The organism is Protofrankia sp. CiP1_Cm_nod2 (assembly GCF_920664355.1).
GTDB lineage: Bacteria > Actinomycetota > Actinomycetes > Frankiales > Frankiaceae > Protofrankia.
Genome location: NZ_CAKKTL010000232.1, coordinates 5,253 through 8,152 on the forward strand (window position 1 = coordinate 5,253; position 2,900 = coordinate 8,152).

5 protein-coding genes and 1 pseudogene are annotated in these 2,900 nt (G+C 67.8%); all 6 read left to right on the forward strand.

Features of this window, described 5'->3' with window-relative positions; genetic code table 11:
• Nucleotides 1–303: 303 nt before the first annotated feature.
• Nucleotides 304–546 (forward strand): annotated as a pseudogene (locus NBW84_RS20100) (hypothetical protein); the annotation flags it as partial.
• A 48-nt stretch (nucleotides 547–594) separates the two neighbouring features.
• Complete coding sequence (locus tag NBW84_RS20105) at nucleotides 595–843, forward strand: type II toxin-antitoxin system Phd/YefM family antitoxin (RefSeq protein ID WP_445548219.1); 249 nt, start codon at nucleotides 595–597, stop codon at nucleotides 841–843.
• Complete coding sequence (locus NBW84_RS20110; RefSeq protein ID WP_250286407.1) at nucleotides 840–1,223, forward strand: type II toxin-antitoxin system VapC family toxin; 384 nt, start codon at nucleotides 840–842, stop codon at nucleotides 1,221–1,223. Before NBW84_RS20105 ends, NBW84_RS20110 begins: the two co-directional genes overlap by 4 nt.
• Nucleotides 1,224–1,553: 330 nt before the next feature.
• Complete coding sequence (locus NBW84_RS20115) at nucleotides 1,554–1,883, forward strand: FKBP-type peptidyl-prolyl cis-trans isomerase (RefSeq protein WP_250286409.1); 330 nt, start codon at nucleotides 1,554–1,556, stop codon at nucleotides 1,881–1,883.
• Between the two features lie 254 nt (nucleotides 1,884–2,137).
• Entirely contained in the window at nucleotides 2,138–2,407 is a 270-nt protein-coding gene (locus tag NBW84_RS20120) for a hypothetical protein (protein ID WP_250286410.1), read from the forward strand.
• Nucleotides 2,398–2,805, forward strand: a complete 408-nt coding sequence (locus NBW84_RS20125; RefSeq protein WP_250286411.1) for a type II toxin-antitoxin system VapC family toxin — start codon at nucleotides 2,398–2,400, stop codon at nucleotides 2,803–2,805. The genes NBW84_RS20120 and NBW84_RS20125 overlap by 10 nt, the downstream gene beginning before the upstream one ends.
• Nucleotides 2,806–2,900: the final 95 nt, after the last annotated feature.

Below are 2,900 nucleotides of genomic sequence, written 5' to 3' on the forward strand. Positions count from 1 at the left end.
TACTGCTGCTCGCAGCCCTGGCATTCACCATCCTGCGCCGAAACCGCCGAGCGTCCCGGACCCGGACAACCGCGGAATCCTGACCAACCTCGATTCCTCCCCCGGAGCTGGCTGAAGACAACGAGAGCGGAGCAAGATTGATCCTGCGAGTGGCCTGTCGTCGATATCGCTCGCAGATCATTGATCGGAGGACGGGCAGGCGGGCCCGGTGCCGTCGGCGAGTGCACTCTGCTCAACCGGTCGTGGCACCTGACCGGTGACACCGACATCCGCTTTCTCCAGTAGAAGGCGGACGCGTTCCGTCCCGGCCCCGCCGTCGAGATGGTCTCCCCGTTCGAGGACACCCGTCACGGGACCACGGAAGCAGCCGGCACACCGTTCATCAGCTTCTACACGCCGGACGAGATGCTGGCGCTGGCCCGCGAAGCCGGCTTCAAGGACGTCCGACACGTGTCGGGAACCGCGCTCGCCGAGCGCTACTTCGCCGGTCGGACCGACGGCCTGCGCCCGTCAACCGGAGAGGACGTGCTGGTAGCCACCACCTGAACCAGCTCAGCCCACGCCAGCAGGTAGCACAAGTGCTATCCTGGAAAGGTGAATGAGATAGGGCTTCGTGAGGTGCGGCAGAACGCCAGCGAACTGGTGCGGCGCGCCCAGGCCGGCGAGCGGTTGACCATCACCGTCTCCGGCCGGCCGGCGGCCGTTCTCGGCCCGATGACCCCGCGCGCATGGCGACGCTGGGACGACCTCGCGGATGTCTTCGCTCTGCCGGCCGACACCGACTGGCCCGGTGATCGCGACCTCGTCGACGGCACCGTCACAGACCCCTGGGAAGATCGGTGAACCGCGGCATCCTTGACACCAGCGTGCTGGTCGCCACCGATGTCGCGCCGATCCCCGGCGAACTCGCGGTCAGCGTCATCAGCATCGCCGAGCTTCAGTTCGGCGTCCTGGTCGCGAAGACCTCCGAGGTCCGCGCGAACCGACTCACCCGTCTCAGCGCACTGCAACGACGGTTCGACCCGCTACCCGTCGATGATGCCGTCGCTGACAGCTACAGCCGGCTCGCTGCTCGCGTCGTCGAGATCGGACGCCAACCGCGCGCCCGGACGATGGACCTGCTGATCGCGGCCACCGCGCACGCCCACGAAGCCAGCGTTTACACCCGCAACGCCGCCGGCCTCGCCGGCCTCGAGGACCTCATCGACATCATAACGATCTAGAAGTCCAGGCTGCCCACCACTCCGTCGCTCACCGCGCGGCAGGCGGCGCCGCACCGCTCGCCTCAGAGCGCGGCCCGCCAGAATGCGGCCGATCGTCGGCAGGAGGCGCGCGGCAGCTTCACCGAAGCGGCCTGATCGGCTGCTGTGGCGGGCCGTCGGACGAGCAGGCTCGAACGAGCGTCGAGAAGGTAAGTTCGCCTGACTGACATACTTCCCTGGACGCCCCGGTTCCTGCCCGCGGGGTGCGGAGATCCGTGACGGCGGCGTGCTCGGCTCCAGCCAGGGCAGGTCTGCTGGGGCTGGTCCCATCATCGAGGAAAGGCTGGTCGCATGGGCGTGTCGGTTGAGACCCTTTCGCCGGGAGACGGCAAGACCTTCCCCGGGAAGGGGGACACCGTGCAGATTCACTACGTTGGCACCTTGCTCGACGGCACGAAGTTCGACTCGTCCCGTGACAGAGGCTCGCCGTTCGTGACCCAGATCGGCGTCGGCAAGGTGATCAAAGGGTGGGACGAGGGGGTCCCTCAGCTGTCGCTCGGCCAGAAGGCGGTGCTCACCGTCACACCCGACTTCGCGTACGGCGCCCGCGGCTTCCCGCCCGTCATCCCGCCCAACTCCACTCTCCGCTTCGAAGTGGAACTGCTCGGCATAAATGCCTGAAAGGGCGGTCCGTACAGGGGGGATACCAGCACCGTAGCCGGGCTCTTCGGACGACCCGGCGGCAGGCCGCGGGCAGCATCTGATCACTGGTACGCACGAGGTGCTACCCCGGCAGGGCGGCAGGGAGCGCGCGGCCAGGCGGTAGCCGGGTCCGCCCGATCCGATGGTCCACTGCCCATCCGCACGAGCGGCGACGTGCGCAGCCCGCATGATCTACTACTATAGTAACGCTGTTTTGACGTTAGAATGACGTCATGAGCTCTACCGAAGAGATCACGACCAATCTCACCGTCCGAGCCCTCCCGGCTCGGGTACGCGCCACCCTGGCTGCCCGCGCGAAGGCGCGCCGGCAGTCGCTGAACGCCTACCTGCTCGACGTGCTCAGCCGCGAGGCGAGTACCCCGACCATGGACGAAGTGCTCGCCGACATCGACAGCACCCGCGCCTCCATTGGGCTCACAACGGACGACGCGGTCGTCGCCGTGCGCACGGTCCGTGATGCGGAGGATGCACGGTGGGGCTGATCGTCGTCGACGCGTCCGTGATCGTCGATCTGCTCGCCGGGGACGACAGCCCTCGGCGCAAGGCGGCAAGGGACCGGATCGTCGGCGGCGACGCCTCCTACGCCCCTGCCCACCTGGACATCGAGGTCATCTCGGCGCTCCGCGGCCTGGCCCGACGTACGCGCCGTCTCGCCGAGCACACCCCGACGCTCATCGCCAACCTGATCCGCCTGCCGATCCGTCGTGAACCGCTCGGCGGACCGACCGCTCAACGCGTCTGGGAACTGCGGGAAAACATGACCGCCTACGACGCCGGCTACGTCGCGCTGGCGGAACAGATCGACGCGGTCCTTCTCACCTGCGACGCCAAGTACGTCGCCGCGGCCGGCCCCCGCTGCGCCATCGAACTCATCACATAGACATCAGCGGAATCCGGCCCTCACGCCACAGAACAAAGCGGACACCGGCAACAAGGCCGCGGCGACGAGAGCCGGTCAGGCGCTTCACGCCTTCG

Coding starts and splice junctions, on each gene's coding strand:
- NBW84_RS20120 (WP_250286410.1), top strand. CDS start 2,138: ATGAGCTCTACCGAAGAGATCACGACCAATCTCACCGTCCGAGCCCTC.
- NBW84_RS20115 (WP_250286409.1), top strand. CDS start 1,554: ATGGGCGTGTCGGTTGAGACCCTTTCGCCGGGAGACGGCAAGACCTTC.